The sequence below is a fragment of the Cellulomonas sp. genome (assembly GCF_017744555.1).
GTDB lineage: Bacteria > Actinomycetota > Actinomycetes > Actinomycetales > Cellulomonadaceae > Cellulomonas.
This window is the reverse complement of the sequence record NZ_JAGIBD010000024.1, coordinates 22,339-42,591: the sequence shown is the minus strand read 5'-3', so window position 1 is coordinate 42,591 and position 20,253 is coordinate 22,339. Positions and strand designations below refer to the sequence as shown.

22 protein-coding genes and 1 tRNA gene are annotated in these 20,253 nt (G+C 72.6%); 11 read left to right on the top strand and 12 right to left on the bottom strand.

Going from position 1 to position 20,253, the window contains the following annotated elements; genetic code table 11:
- Positions 1-85 precede the first annotated feature (85 nt).
- Positions 86-625 carry a peptidylprolyl isomerase gene (locus J7523_RS14960; protein WP_291888230.1) on the top strand — a complete coding sequence of 180 codons (540 nt, stop codon included), beginning with the start codon at positions 86-88 and terminating at the stop codon, positions 623-625.
- 132 nt (positions 626-757) lie between these two features.
- A complete protein-coding gene (locus J7523_RS14955) occupies positions 758-1,492 on the top strand; it encodes a rhomboid family intramembrane serine protease (protein ID WP_363267094.1) in 735 nt (244 codons plus the stop codon).
- A 393-nt stretch (positions 1,493-1,885) separates the two neighbouring features.
- Here J7523_RS14955 and J7523_RS14950 read toward each other — a convergent pair whose 3' ends face one another.
- Complete coding sequence (locus J7523_RS14950; protein WP_291888228.1) at positions 1,886-2,134, bottom strand: cell division protein CrgA; 249 nt, start codon at positions 2,132-2,134, stop codon at positions 1,886-1,888.
- Positions 2,135-2,327: 193 nt separating this feature from the next.
- Between J7523_RS14950 and J7523_RS14945 the strand changes: the two genes are divergently transcribed.
- From J7523_RS14945 to J7523_RS14930, 4 genes are read left to right on the top strand one after another with little or no spacing between them, the layout of a single operon-like run.
- Positions 2,328-3,167: a DUF881 domain-containing protein gene (locus J7523_RS14945; RefSeq protein WP_291888225.1), complete on the top strand. Its 840-nt coding sequence runs from the start codon at positions 2,328-2,330 to the stop codon at positions 3,165-3,167.
- Positions 3,164-3,979: a class E sortase gene (locus J7523_RS14940; RefSeq protein ID WP_291888223.1), complete on the top strand. Its 816-nt coding sequence runs from the start codon at positions 3,164-3,166 to the stop codon at positions 3,977-3,979. The genes J7523_RS14945 and J7523_RS14940 overlap by 4 nt, the downstream gene beginning before the upstream one ends.
- A 25-nt stretch (positions 3,980-4,004) precedes the next feature.
- Positions 4,005-4,163, top strand: a complete 159-nt coding sequence (locus J7523_RS14935; protein WP_291888220.1) for a hypothetical protein — start codon at positions 4,005-4,007, stop codon at positions 4,161-4,163.
- 1 nt (position 4,164) lies between these two features.
- Positions 4,165-4,788: an aminodeoxychorismate/anthranilate synthase component II gene (locus tag J7523_RS14930; RefSeq protein WP_291888255.1), complete on the top strand. Its 624-nt coding sequence runs from the start codon at positions 4,165-4,167 to the stop codon at positions 4,786-4,788.
- A 9-nt stretch (positions 4,789-4,797) separates the two neighbouring features.
- On the opposite strand, the gene J7523_RS14925 is transcribed toward J7523_RS14930, so the two are convergent.
- The 8 genes from J7523_RS14925 to J7523_RS14890 form a co-directional block, all read right to left on the bottom strand.
- Complete coding sequence (locus J7523_RS14925; protein ID WP_291888216.1) at positions 4,798-5,628, bottom strand: class II glutamine amidotransferase; 831 nt, start codon at positions 5,626-5,628, stop codon at positions 4,798-4,800.
- 165 nt (positions 5,629-5,793) lie between these two features.
- Entirely contained in the window at positions 5,794-7,779 is a 1,986-nt protein-coding gene (pknB, locus tag J7523_RS14920; protein ID WP_291888213.1) for a Stk1 family PASTA domain-containing Ser/Thr kinase, read from the bottom strand.
- Positions 7,779-9,137, bottom strand: coding sequence for a serine/threonine-protein kinase (locus J7523_RS14915; protein WP_291888211.1), 1,359 nt, complete (start codon positions 9,135-9,137; stop codon positions 7,779-7,781). The genes pknB and J7523_RS14915 overlap by 1 nt, the downstream gene beginning before the upstream one ends.
- A complete protein-coding gene (locus tag J7523_RS14910) occupies positions 9,134-10,585 on the bottom strand; it encodes a penicillin-binding transpeptidase domain-containing protein (protein WP_291888209.1) in 1,452 nt (483 codons plus the stop codon). The genes J7523_RS14915 and J7523_RS14910 overlap by 4 nt, the downstream gene beginning before the upstream one ends.
- Positions 10,582-12,033 carry an FtsW/RodA/SpoVE family cell cycle protein gene (locus J7523_RS14905; protein ID WP_291888206.1) on the bottom strand — a complete coding sequence of 484 codons (1,452 nt, stop codon included), beginning with the start codon at positions 12,031-12,033 and terminating at the stop codon, positions 10,582-10,584. Before J7523_RS14905 ends, J7523_RS14910 begins: the two co-directional genes overlap by 4 nt.
- Before the next feature lie 10 nt (positions 12,034-12,043).
- Positions 12,044-13,438 (bottom strand): PP2C family serine/threonine-protein phosphatase, encoded by a 1,395-nt coding sequence (locus J7523_RS14900; RefSeq protein ID WP_291888204.1) that lies wholly within the window; start codon positions 13,436-13,438, stop codon positions 12,044-12,046.
- Positions 13,439-13,441: 3 nt separating this feature from the next.
- Positions 13,442-13,966: an FHA domain-containing protein gene (locus tag J7523_RS14895; protein WP_291888200.1), complete on the bottom strand. Its 525-nt coding sequence runs from the start codon at positions 13,964-13,966 to the stop codon at positions 13,442-13,444.
- A gap of 9 nt (positions 13,967-13,975) precedes the next feature.
- Positions 13,976-14,683, bottom strand: coding sequence for a DUF3662 and FHA domain-containing protein (locus J7523_RS14890; RefSeq protein ID WP_291888197.1), 708 nt, complete (start codon positions 14,681-14,683; stop codon positions 13,976-13,978).
- Between the two features lie 225 nt (positions 14,684-14,908).
- Between J7523_RS14890 and J7523_RS14885 the strand changes: the two genes are divergently transcribed.
- Positions 14,909-14,991: transfer RNA gene (locus J7523_RS14885), tRNA-Leu, on the top strand.
- Between the two features lie 74 nt (positions 14,992-15,065).
- Here J7523_RS14885 and J7523_RS14880 read toward each other — a convergent pair.
- Both J7523_RS14880 and J7523_RS14875 read right to left on the bottom strand, forming a co-directional pair.
- Positions 15,066-15,578 carry a GNAT family N-acetyltransferase gene (locus tag J7523_RS14880; RefSeq protein ID WP_291888194.1) on the bottom strand — a complete coding sequence of 171 codons (513 nt, stop codon included), beginning with the start codon at positions 15,576-15,578 and terminating at the stop codon, positions 15,066-15,068.
- On the bottom strand, positions 15,575-15,826 hold the full coding sequence (locus J7523_RS14875; RefSeq protein WP_291888192.1) for a DUF1778 domain-containing protein: 252 nt from the start codon (positions 15,824-15,826) through the stop codon (positions 15,575-15,577). The genes J7523_RS14880 and J7523_RS14875 overlap by 4 nt, the downstream gene beginning before the upstream one ends.
- A gap of 231 nt (positions 15,827-16,057) precedes the next feature.
- Between J7523_RS14875 and J7523_RS14870 the strand changes: the two genes are divergently transcribed.
- Positions 16,058-17,644 carry a hypothetical protein gene (locus J7523_RS14870; RefSeq protein WP_291888189.1) on the top strand — a complete coding sequence of 529 codons (1,587 nt, stop codon included), beginning with the start codon at positions 16,058-16,060 and terminating at the stop codon, positions 17,642-17,644.
- A gap of 10 nt (positions 17,645-17,654) precedes the next feature.
- On the opposite strand, the gene J7523_RS14865 is transcribed toward J7523_RS14870, so the two are convergent.
- Entirely contained in the window at positions 17,655-17,825 is a 171-nt protein-coding gene (locus tag J7523_RS14865) for a hypothetical protein (protein ID WP_291888186.1), read from the bottom strand.
- A gap of 280 nt (positions 17,826-18,105) precedes the next feature.
- Here J7523_RS14865 and J7523_RS14860 point away from each other — a divergent pair, with 280 nt between their 5' ends.
- From J7523_RS14860 to J7523_RS14850, 3 genes are all read left to right on the top strand, one after another.
- Positions 18,106-18,705: a hypothetical protein gene (locus J7523_RS14860; protein ID WP_291888184.1), complete on the top strand. Its 600-nt coding sequence runs from the start codon at positions 18,106-18,108 to the stop codon at positions 18,703-18,705.
- The gene (locus tag J7523_RS14855) at positions 18,702-19,349 is read left to right on the top strand and encodes a GyrI-like domain-containing protein (RefSeq protein ID WP_291888181.1); all 648 of its coding nucleotides are present in this window, start codon (positions 18,702-18,704) and stop codon (positions 19,347-19,349) included. The genes J7523_RS14860 and J7523_RS14855 overlap by 4 nt, the downstream gene beginning before the upstream one ends.
- A gap of 95 nt (positions 19,350-19,444) precedes the next feature.
- On the top strand, positions 19,445-20,245 hold the full coding sequence (locus J7523_RS14850; protein WP_291888177.1) for an SDR family oxidoreductase: 801 nt from the start codon (positions 19,445-19,447) through the stop codon (positions 20,243-20,245).
- The last annotated feature ends 8 nt before the right edge of the window (positions 20,246-20,253 follow it).

Here is a 20,253-nt window from a genome sequence, read left to right as displayed (position 1 = left end):
GGCGGTGCTGCAGGTCGGGGCACTGGGAACCCACTCTGCCACCGGACCCCGGACCTCGCAGCGGGGTGCGTGCGAGACTGTCGCCATGTTCGCGACCTTGCACACGACCGCCGGTGACATCCGGATCGAGCTGTACCCGAACCACGCCCCGAAGACCGTCGAGAACTTCGTCGGGCTCGCCACGGGCACGAAGCCGTGGACCGACCCGGCCACGGGTCAGGAGCGCACCGACGCGCTCTACGACGGTGTCGTGTTCCACCGGGTCATCTCCGGCTTCATGATCCAGGGCGGCGACCCGCTGGGCACCGGCCGCGGCGGCCCGGGCTACAACTTCGACGACGAGATCCACCCCGAGCTCGGCTTCAACGAGCCCTACCTGCTCGCGATGGCCAACGCCGGCAAGCGCCTGGACCCGGCGACCGGCAAGGTCGGCGGCACCAACGGCTCGCAGTTCTTCATCTCGGTCGCGCCGACCGCGTGGCTCACCGGCAAGCACACGATCTTCGGCAAGGTGGCGGACGCGGAGAGCCGTGCGGTCGTCGACGCGATCGCCACGACGCCGACGCGCCCCGGCGACCGTCCGGTCGAGGACGTCGTCATCAGCTCGATCACCGTCGAGGACTGAGCACCCATCACCGAGAACGCCGCGACCCCGGTCGCACCGCCGGTCTGCCCGCGACACCCCGACCGGGTGTCGTACGTGCGCTGCCAGCGGTGCGGCCGGCCGGTGTGCCCCGACTGCCAGCGGCAGGCGGCGGTGGGCGTCCAGTGCGTCGACTGCGTCAACCAGGCGGCGCGCACGACGGCCGCGGGCCCGGCCGGCCGCACCCCGCTGGGTGGCCGCCGGCAGAGCGGTCCCCCGGTCGTCACGATCGGCATCATCGCCGTCTGCGTGGTCAGCTACGTGCTGCAGCTGACCACACCCGGATGGACGCGACAGTGGCTGTTCGCGCCAGTGATCGGGGCCGACGAGCCGTGGCGGTTCCTCACCGCCGCGTTCCTGCACTCCCCCGGCGGTTACCTCCACATCATCGCGAACATGATCGCGTTGTGGATGGTCGGCCCCTTCCTCGAGACCGCGCTCGGGCGGGCGCGGTACCTCACGTTGTACCTGCTCAGCGCCGTGGCCGGCTCGGTCGCGTGCCTGCTGCTCGCCCCCGCGCTCGGCACGTGGGGAGTCGCCGTGGTCGGCGCGTCCGGTGCCGTGTTCGGGTTGTTCGGCGCGGTGCTCGTCGTGCTGCGCCGGCTCCAGGGCAACGCCGCCGGGATCCTCGGCGTGATCGTCCTCAACGTCGTCATCGGGTTCGTGGTGCCCGGCATCGCCTGGCAGGCACACCTCGGCGGCCTCGTCGTCGGTGCCGTGCTCGGAGCCGCGTACGCGTACGCCCCGCCCGCCCGACGGGCCGTCACCGCGTGGCTCGCCCCGGTGCTCGTCGGTGCGGCCCTGCTCGTCGCGACCGTCGCGGTGTACTCGAGCTACGGCTTCCTCTGAGCCGTTCCCCCAGCGTTCGCCCGCTCGACGGGCGCACGTCGGCGTGCGCTCGTATCGTCCTCACCTGCCCGGAGGATCGTTCCTGACGAAGGATTCGGGCCTCTCATGACGATCCCCAGCGATACTCACAGGTGTGGAACTACACCGGTGTAGTTATCCACAGACTTGTGCACCACTGGGGACAGAGACAGCGTTGCTGCAGGTCAGCGCGCCGCGACGCTCATCGGACATTCCCCGTCCACATGGGGACAGTCTGGGGACGGACGGAGCTCGTCGTCCGCCGCCCGACTCGGGCGGGGCACCGTCGTCCTGGCATGCCGAAAGCCGGGCCGACGATGAGCGTCGACCCGGCGGGCGTTCGTGCAGGTGGCGGCTGTGCGGGGGAGCGGGCGGTCAGCGCCAGCGCGTCGTCATGCTGAAGCCGGCGATGATGAACGCGAAGCCGATGGCCAGGTTCCACTGGTGGATGCCGGGGATCGGGTACCTGGACTGCGACAGGTAGGTCACCACGATCCACACCAGCCCGAGGAGCATGAGCCCGAGCATCACCGGCACGAACCACGGCGGGTTGACCTTGGGGCCCGACGACTTCGGGGGAGGCGGCGTGTACGCGGCCTTCTTGCGTGACCTCGACTCAGGCACGTCGGGGGCTCCTGTCAGCGGCGGTGTGAGCGACCGGCCGCGGTAGCGACGGTCGCCGGTCGGCAGATCGGGTGGAACGCGTGCGACGACCCGGACCATGCCGCTCAGGTGTCCCTGGGCGTCCCCGGCCGGGCACATCGTGACCTAGCGTAGTGGCCACCACCACCCGGCGAGGGCCCACCAGGAGCAGTCCGTGACCGACCACCCGCACCGCAAGCGACGCCTGGTCGCGCGCGGCACGCTGTCGGTGGCCCTCGTGCTCGCCCTGTCGGGGGCCATCTTCGCGGCCAACGCGAAGTTCGCGCGCGCGACGGGCGACCGGCACCCGGAGGACCTCGCGGACCTCACCGAGGTCGAGGCGTCGCGCGTCGAGGACCTGTCGTCGCAGGTCGACGCGCTGCGCAGCGAGGTGGACACGCTCACGAAGGACGAGAACTCGGGCCACGACGTGGGCTCGCCCGGACTCGGGTACGTGGTCGAGGGCGGCTCCACACCCGTCGCCGGTCCGGGCCTCAGCGTCAAGCTCGACGACGCCCCGGAGGACTCGCTGCGGCTGCCCGACGTCCGTCCCGACCTGCTCGTCGTGCACCAGCAGGACATCCAGTCGGTGATGAACGCCCTGTGGGCGGGCGGTGCCGAGGCGATGACGCTCATGGACCAGCGGGTGATCTCCACGAGCGCCGTGCGGTGCATCGGCAACGTGCTGATCCTCCAGGGCCGGCGCTACTCGCCCCCGTACACGATCAGCGCCATCGGCGACCCGGCGCGGCTCAAGCAGGCCCTGCAGGACTCGCAGGCGGTGCAGGTGTACATGCGCGACGCGCGCGACCTCGGCCTCGGCTGGTCGGTGACGGTCGCGTCCGACCCGCTGCAGCTGCCCGCGTACTCGGGCGCGACCGAGCTGTCGTCCGCGAGCGTCCCCGCCGGGGTGGAGATCCTGCCCGGCATCCCCGCGACCACGACGCAGGACCGCAGCGCCGACGAGTCCCGGCCCACGTCGGGGTCGACGTCCGGCCCGAGGTCGGAGCCGTGACCGACCCCACCCGCCGCGACAGCCCCTCCGCCCGTCCACCCGCCCACAGCCGTTCCCGCCGGGACCGTCCACGCGCGCGTGGGTCGCGGACCGGGCACGTCGTCTACGGCACCCTCGGGGTGGTCGGCGAGCTCCTGATCACCGCGGGCGTGCTGCTGTTCGCGTTCCTCGCCTGGCAGCTGTGGTGGACCGACATCGAGGGCAACCGTGCGCAGGCGCAGGTGGTGCGCGAGCTCGAGCGCGACCCGGTGCCGAGCCCGACGGCGTCAGCCACGGGCCCGGTCGTGGCGCCGCCGCGTCGCGACGAGCCGCCCGTCATGGCCGAGCCGCCGCACGCGACGACGTTCGCGACCATCCAGGTGCCGCGCTGGAACGGCGAGCCGGAGCGGCCGATCAGCCAGGGCGTGGACCGCGCGACGGTGCTCGACGTGCTCGGTGTCGGGCACTACCCGGGCACGGCGATGCCGGGCGGCGTCGGCAACTTCGCCATCGCCGGGCACCGCACCACGTACGCCAAGCCGTTCAACCGCATCCAGGAGCTCCAGACCGGCGACCCGCTCGTCATCCGCACCTCCGACACCTGGTACGTGTACCGCGTGACGTCGACGGAGATCGTGGCGCCGTCGAACGTCGGCGTCATCGCCCCGGTGCCGAACGACCCGGGTGCGACGCCGACCGAACGGCTCATCACGCTCACCACGTGCCACCCGATGTTCTCGGCGCGGCAGCGGTTCATCGTGCACGGCACGCTCGACTACTGGGCTCCTGTGGCGGACGGCACCCCCGCCGAGCTGCTCGGTGGCGCATCATGAACGCTCGACGAGACGGAGGGTGCTGATGTACGGATGGTTGTGGCGCCACCTGCCCGGCCCCGTGGCGGTGCGCGTGCTCACGCTGGCCGTCGCGGCGTTCGTCGTGCTGGCCGTCTGCTTCTTGTGGGTGTTCCCCGCGGTCGCACCCTTCATGCCGTTCAACGAGACCACAGTGGGTGAGTGACGTGACGCGGATCCTCGTGATCGACAACTACGACTCGTTCGTCTACACGATCGTCGGCTACCTCAACCAGCTCGGCGCCGAGACCGTGGTGGTCCGCAACGACGCCGTGCCGCCGCTGTCGGAGCGCGGCGAGTTCGACGGCGTCCTCGTGTCGCCGGGCCCGGGGACCCCGGCCGAGGCCGGCGAGAGCATCCAGGTGATCCGCGACTGCGCCGCGACGGGCACGCCCATGCTCGGCGTGTGCCTCGGTCACCAGGCGCTCGGCGAGGTGTACGGCGGCACCGTGACGCATGCGCCCGAGCTCATGCACGGCAAGACGAGCCAGATCGAGCACGACGGCGAGGGTGTGCTGGCCGACCTGCCGTCGCCGTTCACGGCGACCCGGTACCACTCGCTCGCGGTCGTCGACGGCACGGTGTCCGACGAGCTCGAGGTCACCGCGACCGCCCACGGCATCATCATGGGGCTCCAGCACCGCACGCTCCCGCTGCACGGCGTGCAGTTCCACCCCGAGTCCGTGCTGACCGAGGGTGGCCACCGGCTGCTCGCCAACTGGCTGCGGATCTGCGGGGACGACGAGGCCGTCGCACGCTCGGAGGGTCTGCACCCGCTCGTCCGCCTCTAGGCGCACTGCCTAGACCGGCGCGAACGGCCTGATCTCCTCGTCCCCGCCGTCGACGACGAGGCACGTGCTCTCCGGCACCTCGAGCCACGCCCCGCGCAGGTCGCCGAGCGGTTCCGAGACGACGATGCGCGTCGCGTCGGACAGGCCGTGCAGCACCGGGTTCTCGGGGTACTGCTCGCGCAGCACCGCGACGTCCTCGTTGCGGAACAGCGACCTGGACCGGCCCTCGGACGAGTACCGGAACGCCCACAGCCGCTCCCCGTCCGTCGTGGTGAACGTGCCCTGCACCGGGAACGGCACGCCGCGCCGGCGGGCGGCCTCCTCGACGATGGCCAGAGCCCGGGCGACCGCGGTCGGCGGGTCGTCCTCCAGGCCGTTCGACAGGGCCAGGTAGAACAGCGTCTCCGAGTCGGTGGACCCCTCGATGAGCGGGAACAGGGACGGGTCGACGGCGAGCTGCAGGTCCCGCTTGAGGGTCGGGAAGCCGGCGACGAGCCCGTTGTGCATCCACAGCCACCGGCCGTGGCGGAACGGGTGGCAGTTGGTCTGCTGCACCGGCGAGCCGCTCGTCGCGCGGATGTGGGCCAGGACGACGCCCGAGCGGACGTGCAGCGCGAGCTCACGCAGGTTCCGGTCGCTCCACGCCGGCTCGATGCTGCGGAACACCCCGGGCGTCGGCGAGTGCTCGTCGTACCAGCCGACGCCGAACCCGTCACCGTTGGTCGGCTCCGCGCCGAGCCGGCTGTGCAGGCTCTGCTGCATCACCAGGGAGTTCGCCGGCTTGTAGAGCAGGTCGTCGAGGCTCACGGGGGAGCCGGTGTACGCGAGCCAGCGGCACATGTCAGCCTCCTCGGCGGGCCCGTGAGCTCGGGCCGTCAGGGCCACCATGCGCCGTCGCGCGGCCGGGCACCAACCGGTGCGTCGCCGTCCACAGTGGTGCCGGACGGCGAGGCCCGGCGCACCGCGCGCTGCGGGTGGCCGGGCCTCGTGATCGTGCGGGTGGCGCTACGGGTTCTTCGTCGGCGTGCCGTTGCCCTGCGGCTGGTTGCCCTTCGAGACGTGGATGTCGATCTGCTGGTCGAACTCCACCTCGGTGCCGGAGGCCGGGTCGGTGCGGAGCACCTCGTTGGCCGGACGCTCGGACGTCTCGTCGACGCGCTTGACGTTGGTCAGACCGGCCTGCGCGAGCGTCTGGACGGCCTGGTCGTACGTCATGCCGGCCACCGACGGGACGGTCGCGGTCGTCATCGCCTTGGCGATCTGCAGGTTGACCACCGTGCGCTGCTTGACGAGCGTGTCCGGCGCCTTGTCCTGCGCCACGACGGTGCCGGGGGGCTGCGGCGACTCGACCTCGGTCGTGTTGACCTGCAGGTTCGCGTCGTTGAGGGCCTGCGTGGCCTCGGCCTGCGGCTTCCCGACGACGTTCGGGACGGTCACGTTGCCGGTGGAGACGGACAGCGTGACGGTCGCGCCGGTGTCGACCGGCGAGTTCGCGGCCGGGTTCGTGGCCGTGACCTGACCCGCGGGGAACGCCCCGTTGTTGTCCTGCGTCTGGTTGGGGTCGACCTTGAAGCCCTTGCCCTCGAGGATCGAGACCGCCTCGTCGACGGACTTGCCGGTGACGTCCGGCACGGTCGTGGTCGCCGGACCCGTCGAGATGGTGACCGTGACGGTCGACTCCTTCTCGACCTGCGTGCCCGCGGCCGGGTCGCTGGACAGGGCTTCGCCCTTGGGCTTGTCGGACGCCGCCTCGGTCCGCTGGTACAGCAGGTCGGCGTCGGTGATCGCCTTCTTGGCCTGCTCCTCGGTGAGCCCCACGACGGTCGGCACCGCGACGGTGGTCGGCGTCTGGTTCCTGTTCGCGTTGGCCACGAGCAGCGCGATGATGCCCGCGACCGCGAGCACGGCGATGCCGATGAGCACCCACATGAGCCACGGGCGACGACGCTCGTCCTCGTCCTCGACGCCCATCGCGGTGCTCGTCGCGACCGTGCCGAAGCCGGTCGTCTGCCACGGCGGCGTGCTCGGCGGGAGCGTCTGCGTGGTGGTGGTCGGCGGGCCCATGACCTGCGTCGCGTCGTTCGGCACCGGCGCGAGGACCGCGGCACCGACGGCCGGGGCCGCCACGGTGCCGCCGCGGATGACGGCCTCGAGGTCGGAGCGGAACTCTGCGGCCGTCGAGTACCGGGCGTCGCGCTCCTTGGCGAGGGCCTTGAGCGTGATCCGGTCGAGCGAGTCCGGGACGTCGGACGCGAACGTGCTCGGCACGGGCGCCGCCTCGCGGACGTGCTGGTACGCGACGGCGACGGGGGAGTCGCCGGTGAACGGCGGACGGCCCGTGAGCAGCTCGAACAGCAGGCAGCCCGTCGAGTACAGGTCCGAGCGGGCGTCGACGGTCTCGCCGCGCGCCTGCTCCGGGGAGAGGTACTGCGCGGTGCCGATGACGGCCTGCGTCTGCGTCATGGTGGCCGCGGAGTCGGCGACCGCGCGGGCGATGCCGAAGTCCATGACCTTGACTGCACCCGTGGGCGTGAGCATGACGTTCGCGGGCTTGATGTCGCGGTGCACGATGCCCGCGTGGTGCGAGTACTCGAGCGCGGACAGCACGCCGGCCGTGATCTCGACGGCCTCCTCGATGGGCACCGCGTGGCCGTCGCGCAGGATGTCGCGGACGGTGTGCCCCTCGACGTACTCCATGACGATGAACGGCACGTGCGCGACGACGCCCGTGGGCTCCGTGAACACGTCCTCGCCCGTGTCGTACACCGACACGATCGCCGGGTGGTTGAGCGCGGCGGCCGACTGTGCCTCGCGGCGGAACCGGTTCTGGAACGAGGGGTCGCGGGCCAGGTCGGAGCGCAGGATCTTGATGGCCACCGTGCGTCCGAGCCGCGTGTCGTGGCCGATGTGCACCTCGGCCATGCCACCGCGCCCGATGAGCTCGCCGACCTCGTACCGACCGGCGAGGATCCGGGATCCGTCGTCCACCACTAGGCGTCCTTCACTTCCGTCGCAGCCAGCCCTGGTGCGTCTGCACCCGGACCGTTCACCGAGATCATCCCATCGGCAGTGCCGCCTAGAGGGTACTGGTCGGTCCGATGTCCCGGGGCTGCTGCTGCGTGGGCCACCAGCACTGCCGCCGGATCGTGACCGTCGGCCTTCGTCAGGCTGTTCGCGAGGGCGGCCCCGAGCAGGGCGACGAGCAGCAGGACGAGCCCGACGAGCGGCCAGCGGAAGCGCCCGAACCGGCCGAGCTTGGGCTGAGTGCCGAGCACCTCCTGCGTGCGTCGTGCGGCCGCGGCGGCGCCCTGCCGGGCGGTCGCGGCGATGCTGTCGGGGTCGGTGCGCGGGCGGGGGAGTCCGATGCGGCTGCGGGGCTCGTCGAGCTGCCGGCGCGTGCGGCGGGTCGGCTGGAACGACGGCGGCGGCGCCGGCGCCTCGCCCTGCTCGCGTGCGGTCGTCACGGCCGTCGCGAACGTGTCCGGCGGGCGCTTCGCCTTCGAGACGAGCACCGGGACGCCGCTCGGCGGGGTGCGCGGCACGAGCTGGTCGAGGAGCATCGCGAGCTCCTCGCCCGACGACGGGCGCCGCGACGGCTCCTTCGACAGCAGGCGCATGACGAGCGCGGCGAGCGGCTTGTCGATGCTCGGCGGCAGCGGCGGCACCGGGCTGTTCACGTGCGCGACGGCGATGTCGACGGCGGTCGGCCCCGTGAACGGGCGGTGCCCGACGAGCGCCTCGTACGCGACGATCCCGAGCGAGTACAGGTCGGACAGCGGGGTCGCGGGACGGCCGACGGCCTGCTCGGGCGACAGGTACTGCGCGGTGCCCATGACCATGCCCGTGGCGGTCATGGTGATCTGGTTCGTCGCGAGCGAGACGCCGAAGTCGGTGATCTTCACGCGCCCGCCGCGGCCCAGCAGGATGTTGCCCGGCTTGACGTCGCGGTGGACCACGCCCGCCACGTGCGCGGCGTGCAGCGCCCGCGATGCCTGCGCGAGGATCGGCAGCAGCCGCCGCGACGACAGCACCGGCTCGCGCTCCAGCAGGTCGGACAGCGGCTCGCCCACCACGAGCTCCATGACCAGGTAGCCGGAGCCGTCCTGCTCGCCGTAGTCGAACAGCTGCGCGATGTTCGCGTGCGACAGCGACGCCGAGTTCCGGGCCTCCGTGCGGAACCGCTCGAGGAAGCCGATGTCCCCCGCGAACTCCTCCTTGAGGACCTTCACGGCGACGGGGCGCGCGAGGGCGTCGTCGAACCCCTCCCACACCTCGCCCATGCCGCCGACCGCGATCGGCTTGACGAGCCTGTACCGGCCGTCGAGGGCCACGCCGGGTGCCGTCCTCATTGTCCGAGCACCGCCTCGATGACGGCCTTCGCGATCGGTGCCGCGACCTTGCCGCCCGTCGCGTCGCTGCCCATGCTGCCACCGTGCTCCACGAGCACCGCGACGGCGACGCGCGGGGCGTCGGCGGGTGCGAACGCGGTGAACCACGCGTGGGGTGCCTCGTCCGACCCGGTCTCCGCGGTGCCCGTCTTGCCGGCCACCTGGACGCCCGGGATCTTGGCTGCCTGTCCGGTGCCGCTCTGCACCACGCCGACCATCATGTCGCGCAGCGACGCCGCCGTGCCGGGCGACACGGCAGTCGACAGCAGCTTCGGCTCGGTCTCGTGCACGGTTGTCAGATCGGCAGAACGCACCGTCTGAACGACGTACGGGGTCATCAACTTTCCGCCGTTGGCGATCGCCGCCGAGATCATGGCGATTTGCATCGGTGTGGACCGCACGTCGAACTGCCCGATCGCGGACTGCGCGGTCTGCGGGGCGTTCGGGTCGGCCGGGAACGTGCTCTCCACGACCTTCATCGGGATGCGCAGCGAGTCGTCGTCGAACCCGAACCGCTCGGCCTGCTCCCGGATCGCGTCGTCGCCCAGGTCCATGCCGAGCTGCGCGAAGGCCGTGTTGCACGAGACCCGCAGCGCGTCCGCGAGGGACACGGTGTCGCCACCGCACGACTCGCCGCCGAAGTTCTGCAGCGTCGCGGTGGTCTGAGGCAGGTCGAGCACGACGGGCGAGGGCAGCTGGGTCTCCGGCGTGTACGCACCCGACTCGAGGGCCGCGGCAGTCGTGACGAGCTTGAACGTGGAACCCGGCGGGTAGGTCTCGCGCGTCGCGTTGCTGAGCAGCGGGTTGCCCGGCGCGGCCGCGAGCTCGGAGTACGCCGCGCCGGCCGCCTGGGTGTCGTGCGTCGCAAGCAGGTTCGGGTCGAACCCGGGCGTCGAGACGAGCGCGAGGATCTTGCCGGTGGACGGCTCGATGGCGACGACGGCGCCCTGCTGGTCCCCCAGGCCCTGGCGCGCCGCGAGCTGGGCGGCGGGCAGGATCGTCGTCTCCACCGCAGCACCCTCGGGCTTGCGGCCCGTGAGCATGTCGCGGATCCGGCTGAAGAACAGCTGGTCGCCGCGCCCCGTGAGCTCGGCGTTCGCCGCGAGCTCGAGCTCGGTGCGGCCGTTGACGACCGAGTAGAAGCCCGTCATCGCGGAGTAGAGGTCGCCGTCCGTGTAGGAGCGCTGGTAGCCGAACGCGTCGTCGACCGGCGCGCTGGACGCGATCGCCTGACCCGCGACGACGATGGGTCCGCGGGCGTTGCCGAACTCGCGGTACAGGTTGCGGACGTTGCGCGGGTCGTTGTTGAGCGCGTCGGCCTGGACGTACTGGACCCACGACGTGCCGACCATGAGGGCCACGAACAGCACGAGCACCACGGACGCGAGCCGGCGCAGAGGCGTGTTCACCGCACCCCCTCGATCCGCTCGGTCGGGTGGTCGTCGTCCGGACCCGCCCCCGCGCCGGCCGGGCCGACGACCACGGGCGTGCCGACCTCGGGCGTGAGCGCACGGACCTGCGGCGCGGGCCGCCGGGCCTCGTCGGACACCCGCAGCAGCAAGGCGACGATGATCCAGTTGGCGACGAGCGACGAGCCGCCGTACGCCAGGAACGGGGTGGTCAGACCGGTGAGCGGGATCATCTTGGTCACGCCGCCCACGACGACGACGGTCTGGAACGCGACGACGAACGCCAGGCCGCCGGCGAGCAGCTTGCCGAAGCCGTCACGCACCCCGATCGCCGTCCGGAAGCCGCGCTCCGCGAGGATGAGGTAGCCCAGCAGGATCGCGAGCATGCCGGTGAGGCCGAGCTCCTCGCCGAGCGACGCGAAGATGAAGTCCGACTCCGCGTACGGCACCAGGTCCGGGCGCCCCTGGCCGAGGCCGGTGCCGAACAGGCCGCCGTTCGCGAGCCCGAACAGGCCGCGGACCAGCTGGCCGCTGCCGCCGACGGCCTTCTGGAACACGTCGTCGTCCATCGCGTGCAGCCACGCGTCGAACCGCGCGCCGACGTGCGCGAACGCGGTCGCGGCGAAGAACGCGCCGACGAGGAACAGGCCCAGGCCGATGATCACCCAGCTCAGGCGCTCGGTGGCGAGGTAGAGCATCGCGACGAACAGCCCGAAGAACAGGAGCGACGTCCCGAGGTCGCGCTCGAGCACGAGCACGGCGAGCGACGCGCCCCACACGATGAGGATCGGCCCCAGGTCACGCGCGCGTGGCAGCTGCAGGCCGAGCACCCGCGGCCCGGCGAGGGCGAGCGTGTCGCGGTGCGTCACGAGGTAGCCGGCGAAGAAGACGGCCAGCGCGATCTTCGCGAGCTCCGCGGGCTGCAGGCCCACGCCCCCGAAGCGCACCCAGATGCGGGCACCGTTGATCGACACCCCGAGGCCGGGGACGAGCGGCAGCACGACGAGCACGAGACCGACGACCATCGCCGTGTAGGTGTAGCGGCGCAGCGTGCGGTGGTCGCGCAGCAGGATCAGCACGAGCGCCGCCAGCACGATCGACAGGGCCGTCCACGTGAGCTGCCGCTCGGCGAAGCCGTGCTCCTTGCCGCGGGCCGCGTACGCGATGTCGATCCGGTAGATCATCGCCAGGCCGATGCCGTTGAGCGCGACCGCGACCGGCATGATCACCGGGTCGGCGAACGGCGCGCGCCACCGCATCACCACGTGCAGGCCCACCGCCAGCGCGGTCAGGCCGAGGCTGTACCCGAGCACGTCGGCGGGCACGGTCCCCTCGGTGCCGAGGCCGACGAGCACGTACCCCGTGATGCTGATCGCCAGCGCGAGCACGAGCAGACCGAGCTCGGTGCCCCGCCCGGCGCGCACCCGGTGCGGCTGGATGGTGGCCATCACGTCCGGCTCACGGGCCGACCACCGGGGGGACGGTGGCGGCGGGGTCGGTGGCGGGGACGACGACGGTCGGTGTGGGCGTCGGGGTCGGGGTGGGCGTCGGCTCGGGCTCGACGGCGTCCTCCTCGAGCATCGTCACGAGGTCGCGGGCGTCCGCGAGGGAGTCGGCGTGGATCGTCTGCTCGACGCGTTCGCGCAGGTAGGCGGAGTTCAGGTCCTCGATCATCGTGCCCGACCGCTCCACGACCGTGGACAGCTCGACCGGGCCGAGCGTCTGCGGCAGGCCGCGCAGGATGACGACCTCGCCGTCGTCCTCCGCGACGAAGTACTGGGTGCGCGTGAACAGGAAGCCGAGCACCGCGACCGCGACGACGAGCACCACGGCACCGGCCCACAGCACCGCCGTGGGCACGCGACGCCGGCTCGACGGGGTGTCGTCGTCCTCGTAGACGCCGTCGTCGTGCTCGTCGGGCTCAACGGTGACGGGCGCCGTCTCGTCCACGGGGTCGTCGTCCGTGGCGGCCGGCTCCGTCCTGGGCTTCGCCTTGGTCGCCCGTGCCAGGCTCGCCGCCCGTGCCGCGGGGCCGTCCGCCGCGCTCGTCGGGTCGTGCCGCGTGGTCGCGGCCGCACCCACGACCGTCGCGGCCGTCGTCGGGCCCGAGCCGTCCGCGACGTCGTCGAGCTCGATCACGTCGGCCAGCACGACCGTCACGTTGTCGCCGCCGCCCGCCCGCAGCGCGAGCTGCACGAGCCGGTCCGCGCACGCGTCGACGTCCGTGATGCCCGCGAGCGTCTCCTCGATGGTGTCCGCGCTGACGAAGCCGGACAGCCCGTCCGAGCACAGCAGCCACCGGTCGCCCGGACGCGCCTCGCGCACCGAGAGGTCCGGCGTCACGTCCGGGTCGAAGTCGCCCAGCACGCGCATCACGACCGACCGCTGCGGGTGGTGCTCGGCCTCCTCGGGCGTGATCCGGCCGATGTCGACCAGGTGCTGCACGAACGTGTGGTCCGTCGTCACCTGCGTGAGCACGCCGTCGCGGAACAGGTAGCCGCGCGAGTCCCCGAGGTGCACCATCGCGAGCTTGTTGCCGGCCCGCAGGATCGCGATGACCGTCGTCCCCATGCCCGCCAGGTCCGGGTCGGCGTCGCTGCGGGCGATGATCTCGTCGCGCGCCGCGTCGAGCGCGGACTCGAGCTCGTCGAGCGCGTCGTCGGGTCCGTGCGACTCGCCGTCGAGCGGCGCGAACGCCGCCACCGCGAGCGAGCTCGCCACGTCGCCGCCCGCGTGCCCGCCCATGCCGTCGGCGACCATCAGCAGGTGCGGACCCGCGTACGCGGAGTCCTGGTTGTTGGAGCGCACGAGTCCGACGTCGGACCGTGCCGCGTACCTCAGGGCGACGGTCACCGGTTACCTCTGCAGCTCGAGCACGCTCTGTCCCACGCGGACCGGTGTACCCGTCGGCAGGGGAACGGCGGACTCGACTCGCTGGTCCGCCACGAATGTCCCGTTCGTGGAACCGAGGTCCTCGACGAACCACTGGCCGTCCTGCTGGAACACCCGCGCGTGCCGCGACGACGAGTAGTCGTCGTCCAGCACGAGCGTGTTGCTCGGGGCGCGGCCGATGAGCACCGCCGACGTGCCGAGCGGCACGATCGTGCCGCGCAGCGGACCCTCCGTCACGACCAGCCGGCGGGGGCCGGAGCCGGAGCGGGCCGACCGGGGGGTTCTCGTCGGCGCCTCGGGTGCGGGCGCCGCAGCGGCTGCGGGGGCCGGCGTCGCCGTTCGGGCCTGGACCTGCTTGTTCGCCCGACGACGGTCCACGATCCGCGTCCCGTACAGGTCGCGGCGCAGCACGCTGATCGCGGACAGCACGAGCACCCACAGCAGCGCGAGATACCCCAGCCGCAGCAGGGTGACCGTGACTTCACTCATGCGGCCGCGTCACTCGTCCGGATCCGGCTCGCCACCGGTCCAGAACAGGATCCGGGTGCGGCCGATCATGAGGGTGTTCCCGTCCAGCAGCGTCGCCGCCGGCACGTGGTGCCCCTCGACGTACAGCCCGTTCGTCGACCCCATGTCCGTCGCGATCACCCCGTCGGGCGTCACGCGGATCTCCAGGTGCCGTCGCGAGACGCCCGGGTCGTCGACGATGATGTCCGCCTCCGAGCCGCGGCCGATCACCGTGACCTCGCCCGTGAGGATGTACCGCTGGTCGTCGACCACCAGGAGCGGGTGCCGAGGTGTGGGGTTCGTCGCCGCCGCCGGGGCGACCGCGCCGCGCACCGTCGCGCTGTGCACCCGGAACCGGGCCGACTCGAGCTCGGGGTCCTCGCTGAACGACACCGTCACCGGGCCCACGAACGCGTACCGCTGGCTCGCCGCGTGGTCCGTGACCTCCCGCGCGAACTCGTCCGCCAGCGTCTCCGCGCCCCACGCCTCGATCTGGTCGTAGTCGCCCGGCGACAGCTCGATCGTGAACTCGTTCGGCACCACCGTGCGGTCCCGGCCCAGCACCGCCGCCCGGTCGTCCAGCTCACGGCGCAGCGCGCTCGTCAGCTCGACCGGCTTGAGCTCGCTGCGGAACACCCGGGAGAAGGCGTTGTTGACCGCTCGCTCCACGCCGTTCTCGAACTTGTCGAGGAAGCCCACGCCCACCTCCCTTGTCTTCTCGCTGTCGTCTCGCAGTGCACGGGCCCGTACGGTTCCGCGCTGATCCGCCTTGATGGTATCTGCGACGCGGCCGTCTCGACCGGGTTCGCCTTCCGACGGGCCGTCCGCATCCTCGCGCACCCGGCCGCCCCGCGCGCCGTGGGGGAGTGCGCGTCCGGGGGTGGTCTTGGGGAGGGTCGTGGCCGTGCTAATGTTCTGCGGCGCGCGCGAGTGGCGGAACGGCAGACGCGCTGGCTTCAGGTGCCAGTGTCCGAAAGGGCGTGGGGGTTCAAATCCCCCCTCGCGCACACAGCACGAAGGGCCGGAGACCTCAGGGTCTCCGGCCCTTCGTCGTTGCGGAAGGCTCGGCGCGCGGAGTGCGTCAGCCCGGACCGAGCGAGCGCCGTGCGTCCTGGATCAGCATGTACATCCGCCCAGACCCGCCGATCGTCGTGAACCCGTACTTCGAGTAGAAGCCCGCTGCTCGCTCGTCGATGGGGTCGACGACGACGATGCGGCCCCCTGCCATCTCGGCGGCGTCGCAGATGGTGCCGAGTGCGTCCACGAGCAGGTCGCGACCGAGGCCGGCGCCTTGGGCCGCCGATGCCACCGCGAGCTTTGCGAGCATGAATCCAGGGACGACTGATACGGCCGCTCGCACGCGCGACGAGAGCACGTACTCGTCACGGCGCACCTCGGTCGGGCAGATCGCGTAGTAACCGACAAGAGCACTGTCGTCGGCGCGTCGCACCAGCGTCACCCTGACGGTCCCGGCCTTCTGCATGCGCTTCGCGCTGTCCTGCAGCCATGCGTCGAGCGTGGGGTTGCCACAGGTGAACGCGTCGACGTCGGCCCACTCGTCAAGAGCGAAGGCGACGAGCTCGGGCGCGCTCACTCGTGCTTGAACCGGCGGGCGCGAGCGGCGGCGTCTGCCAGGGGCGCGATCCGGTGCGGGACGGAGTCGAGTGCCTCGAGCATCCGGTCGAACTGCGCCTCAGGCATCAGCGTCACGTCCGCGCGTGCAAGGACGCGAGACGCCTCGGTCCGGGCGGAACGCACCACGAATGCGCTGACGCTTTCATGCGTGACAGCGGCGGCGCGCGTCAGAAGGACGTCGGTGTCCTCGTCGATGCGCTGCTCCATACGACGGTTCTTCGGTGCCATGGCACCAATGTACGGTCCTTGTCCGTACGTTGACCACGGGGTAGCGGTGGACGTTCGGTGACGACGCGCCAGACCTCGGTGTCCCACGCGCATCGGCGCGGAGCCTTCACCGGACCTTGACGCCGACCACGGGCGGCCGGGCGGGGCGGCTCGGTACGGTCGGCCCGACGTCGGGTCGTCCGGCGCGGCGGAGGCGCGACGGGGGACGGGATGCGGGCCGAGGTGGCGCGGCGGGTCGGTGCGGGCGTCGTCACGGTCGTCGGGGTGTGGACCGCCGTGACGCTCGTCGGGGGCGGGACGTGGGCGCTCGTCGGGGACGGGCTGCTGGCGCTGCTCGGAGACGGGTCGCTCTCGACGGCCGGTGACGCGTTCGCCGCCGTGCGGCACGACGGCCTCCCCGCGCTCGTCCTTGCGCTCGGGCTGGTGCCGGCAGGCGCGCTCGTGCTGGGTGCGGCGGCGCGGCCCGGTTCGTCGTCGCGGACGCGACGGCTCGTCGTCGGGATGGTGGCTGCTGCGGGTGTGCTGCTCGTCGTCGGGCTGCTCGCCGTGACGTCCGACCCGACGGCTCTGCGGCTCGCGACGGTGTCGTCGTACTTCGCGCTCGGGTCGCCGCGCATGCTCGCCGGGGTGTGGCTCTCGCTCGTCGCGGTCGGGGTCGGCACGGCGGCCGTCGGGGTCCTCGTGCGTCGGCGGGGTGCGGTCGTCGCAGGCGCGGCGGTCGTCGGCGTCGGGGCGCTCGCGGTCGTCGTGTCGACGGCCTGGTGGGGAGCGTGGACGATCCGGTCGCTGGGGCGGTACCGCGGTGGGCCGACGTCCGCGACGTTCGTGCTGCGCGACGGCTCGCTCGCCGTCGGCGTCGTCGCGGGCGTGGCTCTGCTGGTCGCCGGGTGGTGCGTGGGCGCCGCATGGCGGCGGCTGGTGGACTGGACCTCTCCACGACCAGACGAGCGGCCCGAGGTGCGGGTCGCCCGGACACGCAGGCGGTGGCTCGTCGCCGCCGCGACGGCGGTCGTGCTCGTCGTCGGGATCGGCGCTGCCGTGACGAACCGCGTCGCGGCGCGCGAGCCCGTGCCGGACGTCGTGGCCGACCCGGCTCTCGCGACGTGCCTGGAGCAGGCGCTCGGCGTCGGGCACGGCAAGGGTGTCGCGCCGGCGCAGTACGAGAAGGTGTACACGCTCGACTGCGCGTGGAACGGCAGCGGACCGCAGGTCAGGTCGCTCGCCGGCCTCGAGCAGTTCACGCAGGTCCAGGACGTCGACCTGTCGCGTCAGGACGTCGCGGACCTCGGCCCGCTCGCCGCGCTGACGCGTCTGACGTCGGTGCGGCTGACGAGCAACGCGCGCGTCACGGACGTGTCCGCGCTGCACGGCCTCCCGGTGCAGAACCTCGGGCTCTCCGGCACGTCCGTGTCGGACCTCGGGCCGTTGACGGGGACGAGGACGTTGCGGTGGGTCGGTCTGTCCGGCACCGGGGTGTCCGACCTGCGGCCGCTCTCGGCGTCGAACCTGTACGAGCTCGACGTGTCCGGCGCCGCCGTCGTCGACCTGTCGCCGCTGGCCGGGGCGCCGGAGCTCAGCAAGCTCGACGCGCGCGACAACCAGGTCGCCGACGTCGGCGCGCTCGCCGGCATGCCCGCGCTCGACGAGCTGTGGATCGGCGGCAACCCGGTCGCCGACCTGCGACCTCTGCTGGGCGCGCCCGCGCTGCTCGGGGTCGACGTCGAAGGGCTGGACCCGGCGACGCCGGGGATCGCGGAGCTACGGGCGCAGGGCGTGTACGTCGGCGGGCTGGCCTGACGCAGGCGGGTCAGTCCTCGCGGTGGTCCGGCACGGCGTTGACGGCGCGCTGCATGGCGGCCGTGCGGCCGGCGACGTGGAGCGTGCGGTCCTCGGACAGGAACGGGTTCGGGTCCGTGAACCCGTGCGTGAGGTTCGGGCCGTGCGCGTCGAGCGGTGCGGCGTTGTCCTGGTCGGTCATGTCGTCCTCCCACGGGGCGTTGGAACCTGGTCGTGCGTCCAGGCGACGGCCCGCGGCAACTTACCGGGACCTGCGGCCGTCCGTGGGAGGTTCGGGCCGAAGGAGAGAGAACTCTCACGCTGTCGACATCTCGGTGTCCTGACCTGCGCCGATCACCCGCGACGGGTGTACCGCCGACCCGCGGGCGGCGCGAGCATCGGCGTCGTGCGGTCCGCGCCGGCTCCCGGCTCCCGCACCGGGGGCGTCGGTCGTCGGGAGCGTCGAGGCGAGAGGACGTGGCGTGAACGCATCGCACGAGGGCGCCCGTCGGGCGTCGGGCGTCGTGGGTGTCGTGCTCGCGGTGCTGCTGCTGGCGTCCTGCGGTGACGGGATCGAGCGGCCGAACCCGACCGGGACCTTGCCCTCCCCGACGATCACGGTGCCGACGCCGACCGTGACGCGCCCGACGAGGCCGACGCCGACACCCACCCCCACGCCGACGCCGAGCCCGGAGCCGACGCCGACACGGACGCTGCCCGTCCGGCCGACCCCGACAGCGGAGCCGACCCAGGCCCCCGAGCCGACGCAGGCGCCGGTGCCGGTGCCGACGACCGAGCCGACGGTCGCGCCCGCCCCGCTGCCGACGGTCGAGCCGGCGCCGACGGCGGTGCCGACGGAGACGCCGGAGGTGACGCCCACCCCGATCCCGACGCCCACGCCGACGGCGACCGCGTCGACCCCGTCGCCGTCCCCGACCACGGTCCCGGCGCCCGACGAGGGCGGCACCCCGGCGTGGGTGTGGTGGGTCGTGGGCATCCTGGTGGTCGGAGCGGGTGTGGGGATCCCGCTGGCCGTCCGGGCACGTCGTGCCGGCACGTCGCACCCCGCGGGAGACGCATGACGGACAAGCTCGACGTCAAGAAGGACCTCGACGCCTACCGCGCGCAGCGTGGCCGGTTCCGGGTGCTCGACATGCCCGACCTGCGGTACCTGATGATCGACGGGCACGGCGACCCGAACACGTCGCCGGCGTTCACGCAGGCCGTCGAGGCGCTGTACCCGGTCGCGTACACGCTGAAGTTCGCGAGCAGGCGCGAGCTGGGCCGCGACTACGTCGTCCCGCCGCTCGAGGGCCTGTGGTGGGCCGACGACATGGCGGCGTTCACGGGGGCGCGTGACAAGAGCCGCTGGGACTGGACGATGCTGCTGCTCGTCCCGGACGGGATCGGCGGGGAGCTCGTCGACGCCGCGATCGCCCAGGTGGGGACCAAGAAGGAGCGTCCGGCGCGGCTCGACGACGTCCGGTTCGAGACGTTGTCCGAGGGGCGCTGCGTGCAGACGCTGCACGTGGGGTCGTTCGACGACGAGGCGCCGGTGCTGGCGCAGATGCACGACGAGTTCATCCCGGGCAACGGTCTGCGGATGGCCGGCAAGCACCACGAGGTGTACCTGAGCGACTTCCGCCGGGTGCCGCCCGAGAAGCAGCGCACGATCCTGCGGCAGCCGGTCGCACCCGTCGACGGCGATGCTGCCCGGCATGCCTGACGACCGCACGGGCCGGACGCGCCGGGTGGACCGCCCCCGTCCGTCGGCCTGCGCCCACCGGGTGGCCCGCGACCGTCGCGCGTAGCGTCGGGCAGGTGACCACGACCCTCGACCTCAGCGGCCGGACCGCGCTCGTCACCGGCTCCACGCAGGGCATCGGCGCGGCGATCGCCACGGGCCTCGCCCGGGCGGGCGCCACGGTCGCGGTGAACGGCAGGTCGGCGGAGTCCGTCCACGCGGCGGTCGGCAGGATCGCCGACGACGTCCCGGGCGCGGACCTCGTCGCGGCACCGGGCGACGTCGCGACGGACGACGGCACGGCAGCGGTGCTGGCCGCCGTGCCGCACGTCGACGTGCTCGTGAACAACCTCGGCATCTTCGAGGCCAGGCCGGCGCTGGAGATCACGGACGACGAGTGGCGCCGCTACTTCGAGGTCAACGTGCTCACCGCCGTGCGTCTGACCAGGGCGTACCTGCCGGCGATGACCGCGCAGGGCTGGGGGCGCGTGCTGAACATCGCGAGCGACTCGGCGGTCGTCATCCCCACCGAGATGGTCCACTACGGCGTCTCGAAGACTGCTCTGCTCGGCGTCTCGCGCGGGTTCGCCAAGGAGGCGGCGGGCACGGGCGTGACGGTCAACTCGGTGATCGCGGGGCCGACGCACACCGGCGGTGTCGAGGACTTCGTCTACCAGCTCGTCGACCGGTCGCTCCCGTGGGACGAGGCGCAGCGCGAGTTCATGCGTCTGCACCGGCCGCAGTCGCTGTTGCAGCGGCTCATCGAGCCCGACGAGATCGCGCACCTGGTCGTCTACCTCGCCTCACCGCTCGCGTCGGCGACCACCGGGGCGGCCGTCCGGGTGGACGGCGGGTACGTGGACTCGATCGTGCCCTGACGCCGGCC